We start from the raw sequence: 6,696 nt of genomic DNA on the forward strand, positions 1-6,696 counted from the left end.
TGGTCATTTTTTCAATAAAGTTTGTATCGTTTTCAAAAAATATTTTTTAGTCTGCTTTTCATGCAGTTACTTATCATTTCAGTTCTAATTCGCTGTCGATTTTGTATTTTTTACATCTTCCAGTTCGATATTTATCATCGTTTCAATAACAGCTTTTGCGTATAAGTTTTCGAGAATCTCTTTTGAGGCTTTCATTCGTGACTCAGAGATCATGGTTGACTCCAGTTTTTCTTGCACATCGGCAAACTGTATGTGCCCTGCTTCTTTACGCTCGTTGACTTTTATTATCTGAAAAGATTTTTCTGTTTCAAAGACCTGGCTGACTTGTCCTATCGGAAGTTCAAATAATGCTTTCTCGATTTCTGGTTCAGCCAGACTGCCGCGACGTGTCCAACCCCATTGACCATTTTTTTCTGCTCGCGTTCCATCAGAGTATTTTTTCGCCAGTTCGCCAAAATCATCTCCTGCCTGAAGTTTATGAATGACTTCATCCAGCGGACCGATGCATTTCTCTTTTCCACCATGTTTGTCATAAGTAATTCGAATACGCTGCCAGCGGGCTTTCGCGGGTACTTCATACTCTTTGATATTTGACTTATATCGTGCCAGGACTTCTTCACGGCTAAAATCATTAGTTGCTTTTGCTTTGACAGCCATAAACTGCATCGCCATCTGTTGTTTCATAAACAGCTCTTTTTCGCTGAATATTGTACGACCTTGTGCGTTTAATATTTCTTCAAGTTCCTGGATTGAGTTCACTTTCAGCTTTTGTTGCATATCGGGAATCTGCTCTTCATCGAAGGCTGATTCCAAATGCTCTTGAAGTTGTTCTAATTGCTCTTTCTTAAGAGTACTCTTCATTTCATGGATCAACAATTGTCTTTCGATGTGCCCCTTCAAATCACGTTTTACCAGAGCACGACGCAATTTCTTGTATTCCTCAGGCGGCATTCGATGTTCTGCCTGTTTGAGCTGATGAGTATAGACGCCGATGACATCTGAAACAAAAATCGGGGAACCATTTACCATCGCGACTACCGCACTGTCATCCAGTGAGACTTCAGATTCGTCGTCCGGATTCACCGAAGATTCACTGGAAGTGGTAGAAACAGGTCGAATGCGAGATTCAAATGGATTGCTGGATTCTTCAAAATTGTCTTCGAGAATTAATTTTTGGTCAGTAGCCTGACTGGCAACTTCAGCATGTCTCAGTTTTTGTTGCTTGAGAGCAGATTCCAGGCGCGGCGGTGGTGGCCCAAGTACGGGGTTATCTACTTTAGGAGTAGTTTCACAACCCAATATACTAAGTGAGACAAGTATTAAAATATAGATTTGCGCGTTGCGCATCAAGATGCATCCTGCAGTTGATGATCGAATTATAAACCGGGAATTAGAGAGACACTAAATAAGAAGATACTGTAATCAGCCTGTATTACATGGGAACTGTAAGGAAGGAAAGGTAGACTGTTACAAAATCTATATCACTCTTTCAGGCAGGTAACGAATATTATTCAACTCGTTTTATCAACCTGTCAGGGTGATGGTGCGGGATTATAGGCCGGATCAAAACTTTGTTGCAATACTGATTTAAGCTCTAACATGATTGCTTCTGTATTTATTGCAGAATTTGGTAATGGGATATAAGCCGACTTATGGTCGACAACCCGAATGGGAATCCGATTCTGGTTACTTTTTGCCAGAGCCAGTATATGATTTTTATCTCGATAGCCTAAAACCAAAAACTGATCTTCGAGATGAATGCTGTCCACCTGCCATTGCTGTGCCAGAATTTGTAATTCTTTCAATAGGATCGTTTTTCGGGCAGGATTCGGTATCGTTCCGAAGCGGTCCTCCATTTCCGCTTCTAATACAGAAAGTTCTTCGAGCGAAAGTACAGCGGACAGTTTGCGGTACATTTCAATTTTGATGCGCCCGGGAGGAATGTAATCTGATGGTAAAAAAGCAGTGCAAGGTAGATCAATGGCGACATGATGATGTTCCCGGACAGGTTCATTTTTCAATTTTTTGCAGGCATTTTCGAGTAGCTGACAATAAAGTTCGTATCCGACTGCGGCAATGTGTCCACTTTGCTCTGTTCCCAGAATATTCCCGGCTCCTCGTATTTCGAGGTCTCGCATGGCTATTTTGAAACCGGCACCGAGTTCGCTATATTCTTCGATGGCTTTTAAACGCTTCGCTGCAACCGGAGTCAAAATCTGACCATCGCGTAATAGCAGATAGCAATAGGCTCGATGATATGATCGACCTACACGGCCCCGTAACTGGTGTAGATCGGACAATCCATAGTTGCCTGCATCGTGTATAAAAATCGTATTTGCATTCGGAATATCGAGTCCACTCTCAATGATAGTGGTACAAACAAAGATATCTTTTTTCCCAGAAACGAAGTCTAGCATCGCCGTTTCGAGTTCTGATTCTTTCATCTGCCCATGTCCGACACCGATAGAGGCTTCAGGGACGATCTGCTGAATCCGATCGGCATAAGTCCGTAAATCGTTGACTCGATTGTGCACAAAGTAAACCTGACCATTCCGGTTCAGCTCACGAACCATTGCATGTCTGATCAACTCGGGATCAAAACGAGAGATTCTGGTTTCGATGGGAACACGATCACGGGGCGCTGTAGTCAGATTCGAAATATCGCGAATCCCCAATAGAGACATATGCAATGTACGAGGCACGGGGGTTGCGCTCAGCGTAAGCACATCAATTTGCAATCGCAGGCGTTTCAGCATTTCTTTTGCTTCCACACCAAAGCGTTGCTCTTCATCAATAATCAGCAATCCTAAATCTTTGAACTTAATATCTTTCTGGATTAAGCGGTGCGTCCCGATTACCAGATCGACACTACCGGAAGCCATACCTTCGAGAATGCTGCGCTGTTCAGCTTTCGTTTTGAAACGAGACAGACCTTCGATTGTAATCGGATAATCAGCCATGCGTTCGCTGAATGTACGCGTATGCTGTTCTGCTAAAACCGTCGTGGGAACCAATACTGCAACCTGCTTTCCCGAATCAATGGCTTTAAAGGCCGCTCGAATTGCCACTTCCGTCTTACCATAACCAACATCACCACAGATTAAACGATCCATGGGCTGTGGACGTTCCATATCAAGACGAACATCATTGATGGCATGCAGCTGATCGGGCGTTTCTGTATAAGGAAATGAGGCTTCAAACTCTTTTTGCCAGTGGCTGTCGGGAGGGTATGAAATGCCGGGTTGACCAGAACGCATGGCTTGCAAACGCAACATATCACTGGCCATATCTCTAACGGCCTGTTCCGCTTTTTCTTTCTTGTTCGCCCAGCTTTTTGTTCCCAACTTAGAGAGTTGCGGTATATGTTTTCCTCCGCCGATGTATTTTTGCACCAGATGCACCAGCGAAACGGGAACATACATCTGTACCTTGTCACGAAATTCCAATGAGAGGTGTTCTTCGCGACAGCCATCTTTCTCAAGTAGTTCGAGCCCTTTGAAACGGGCAACCCCATGAGACAAATGAACGACATAATCTCCTACATTCAAATCGAGAAAACTGTCTATTGCCCGGCTTTCTGCTTTTCGTTTTCGCGGTTTGTGCCGGATGTCGGCTCGACCGAAGAGCTCATGGTCGCTGAGCACGATCAGATGTTCCGTCACAATCCGAAAGCCCAATGCCAGGTTTCCGATGCAGGTTATCACGCGTTCGGAAATTTCTAATTCGGATTCATCCAGTAATTCGCGCAGGCGATCCTCTTCGCCCTGATTATGACAACAGACGATAACTCTATCGCGCGGACCGGTAATGGAGGCCAACTCTTCTATCATTTCCGACTTGGCCTGCGTGAAGCGCTCTATGGATTCAATCTGCAGATGACATGAAATCTCTGTGGATCCTGCAGAAATGGGGGCAATTGTTACGGAAGCAAAATCGGTGCAACGTGACATCATAGCCGGTGTGCTGAATAATCCGCGAGGATTACCAAGTCGTTCCAGGTAACGTTTACCTTCTTCGATCAGTTCCGGCAGTTCAATCAATGCGATACAGGTATTGTCTGGCAGACTATCCAACAGACTTTCTGAGGTATCCTCGATTGAAACATTGGCTTCGGTTCGCCGTTGTGAGTGTTGCTCATTTGCGGAAACCGGAGAAATCAATGTGAGATCTACCTGATTACAGGTTTCGACTGTTCTCTGAGTTTCTACATCGAACTTTCTGATGGATTCGATTTCATCACCAAAAAATTCGATTCGAATCGGAAGAGTGGCATCAGGCGAAAAAATATCAAGAATTCCGCCATGCATGCTGAATTCACCGGGAAACTCAATGGCCGTCGTGCGTGCGAACCCACGTTCAATAAGCCAACTCATAAATGGATCGGTTTCTATCTCGTCTCCAACTTTGAGTGTGCGGGTGGCTTCTCTTCTTTGCTGTCGACTGGGTACTGGTTGCAGCAGTGCCGGAAAGGAGGTCACAATCACGCGTTCGCATTCTTTACCAGCCTGCTGCAGCTGATTGAGTACTCGTAAACGACCGCCGAAAACTGTGTCGGCAACATCATGCTCGTCTGGTAAGGTTTCCCAGGCTGGAAAGATTTCAGGCGGTCTTCCCAGGAAACTGGTCAGATCACCGGCAAATTCTTCGATTTCTCTCAGACGGGGAAGAACGATTAAGAGAGGGGATTTTATCGATTCCGCAACCGTCGCTGCGGTCAGCGCGCATGATCCTCCCCAGGCTCCGTCAATCGTCCCACTCTGACCCGACTGAAGTGCAGCAACTACCGCTGCAAATTCTTCATTTCGGCTTAAAACGGGAACCAGATCCTGCATCGACTCAATCTGACTGTCGATTGGTTTGATCATATTCAAAATGATTTTAGCAATCGCTGTCAAATTGTCACGTGCTCAACTTGAAAAACCTTTTCGGGAGCTGGTTTTCAGGATCATCCGGCGTGACTTCATGACCATCGAAAGTTACGATAGAAGATTCATAACACATAGAAGAAACAGGCATATCTTGGAGCATTTTTTTGATAATGTCGAACGATCTTGCCTGATTTTGCAATCATGAAGGATAAAACGTGTCTGAAAACCTTGATGTCAATGTCGCTCTTGGCCCGCGAAGTTATCACATTTCCGTTGTGAGTAACCAGTTCGATCAATTCGCAGAAACTCTGGAAAACTGGCTGAATCGTAATCCTGCCTTCCGGAATACCGTTTCGGAAGGTAACAAAACCGCATTTATCATTACTGACCAGAATCTTGCTGAATTACACACACCTAAAATCGAAATGAGTCTGGAATCGCGTGGTTGGAACTGGGAAACCGTGGTGATCGAACCAGGCGAGAAGTCCAAATCTCTGCCAGTCATTTCCAGCATGTATGATCGATTAGTAGAGTTGAAAGCCGATCGTCAGACGATTGTGATTGCAGTCGGCGGCGGCGTGATTGGTGATGCAGCGGGATTTGTCGCCGCAACCTATGTTCGCGGGCTGCCTTTCGTGCAAGTCCCCACTTCTCTCCTGGCACACGTGGACAGTTCTGTAGGTGGAAAAGTCGGTGTCAATCACCCTCAGGCTAAAAATCTGATCGGCGCTTTCTATCAACCATTAGGGGTTTTTATAGATACCTCGACACTGGAAACTCTTCCAAAGCGTGATTACTGCAGTGGGTTGGCGGAAGTCGTTAAATATGGTGTGATACTCGATGTGAAATTCTTCCAATATCTTGAGCAGAATATTGAAGGCCTAAATCAACGGTCTGACGATGTGCTGCGCGCGGTGATTGCACGCTGTTGTGAGCTCAAAGCGGAAGTCGTGGAACAAGATGAGCATGAAAGAACAGGCTTAAGAGCGATTCTCAATTACGGTCACACATTCGCCCATGCTTTTGAAGCACTCTGTGGTTATGGAGAATTAATGCACGGCGAGGCCGTTTCAATCGGAATGGTCTATGCCAGCCATCTTGCAGAAAAACTCAATTTAATTTCCCACCAGGAAACAGAACGTCAAACCCATCTTTTGCAGGCATTAGGATTACCAGTATCGCTACCTGAAGGGACTCAGTTAAACATCGAAGACATCATGGACCGCATGAAACTGGATAAGAAAACTGTTGGAGGTCAGCTCCGATTTGTGCTGCCAACCTGTTTAGGACGCGTTGAAGTGTTTAAAGAGATTCCCGAATCGCTTGTACGGGAAGTACTTGAGCAATTGAAACAAACTACATCGCGTGATGATTTTCAAATCTAAAAGACGAGATTTCTGTCCATCAATAATGGAACACTGATTAGAATCCACTCCATGTGGAGGGATATCATCCTGTATTAATGCAAACACAAATATGGTATTTTCCTGTATTTTCAGCCCTTTTATTTGATTCGAGCTGTATTGCCTGCACAATCGGCAAGAAACTGATCTTCAATTTCTGCTTGATCCGCATGTTCTTAGTTTCTACTCAGAAATGGGAACTATCTTTTCTTAGGACCTCGCGTTTCATTCTCTATTAATCACAAGTTTTTATTAGATGGATCTTGATTAGAACAGACTCCATCATGTTGTGATGCGTGAGAAAAGGAAAACCTAAGATGAAAAACCCAAAATTAGTATCCGTTCATCGAAAGTGGCGTTTGATCAACCGCGAACGAGTACTTCGTATGACAATGGGTGATGTTGAGTTCCTCGCGGAAATGATC

Annotated in this window: 3 protein-coding genes; 1 reads left to right on the top strand and 2 read right to left on the bottom strand. The window is 44.7% G+C overall.

The window, feature by feature from the left end; all coding sequences use genetic code 11:
• Positions 1 to 84: 84 nt before the first annotated feature.
• Positions 85 to 1,347, bottom strand: coding sequence for a peptidylprolyl isomerase (locus Q0668_RS25700; RefSeq protein ID WP_298869427.1), 1,263 nt, complete (start codon positions 1,345 to 1,347; stop codon positions 85 to 87).
• 185 nt (positions 1,348 to 1,532) lie between these two features.
• Positions 1,533 to 4,865, bottom strand: coding sequence for a transcription-repair coupling factor (mfd, locus tag Q0668_RS25705; RefSeq protein WP_298869428.1), 3,333 nt, complete (start codon positions 4,863 to 4,865; stop codon positions 1,533 to 1,535).
• Between the two features lie 218 nt (positions 4,866 to 5,083).
• On the opposite strand from mfd, the gene aroB reads away from it, so the two are divergent.
• Complete coding sequence (gene aroB / locus Q0668_RS25710) at positions 5,084 to 6,253, top strand: 3-dehydroquinate synthase (protein ID WP_298869429.1); 1,170 nt, start codon at positions 5,084 to 5,086, stop codon at positions 6,251 to 6,253.
• The last annotated feature ends 443 nt before the right edge of the window (positions 6,254 to 6,696 follow it).

The sequence above is a fragment of the uncultured Gimesia sp. genome (assembly GCF_937910335.1).
GTDB lineage: Bacteria > Planctomycetota > Planctomycetia > Planctomycetales > Planctomycetaceae > Gimesia.

Coding starts and splice junctions, on each gene's coding strand:
- Q0668_RS25700 (WP_298869427.1), bottom strand. CDS start 1,347: ATGCGCAACGCGCAAATCTATATTTTAATACTTGTCTCACTTAGTATA.
- mfd (WP_298869428.1), bottom strand. CDS start 4,865: ATGATCAAACCAATCGACAGTCAGATTGAGTCGATGCAGGATCTGGTT.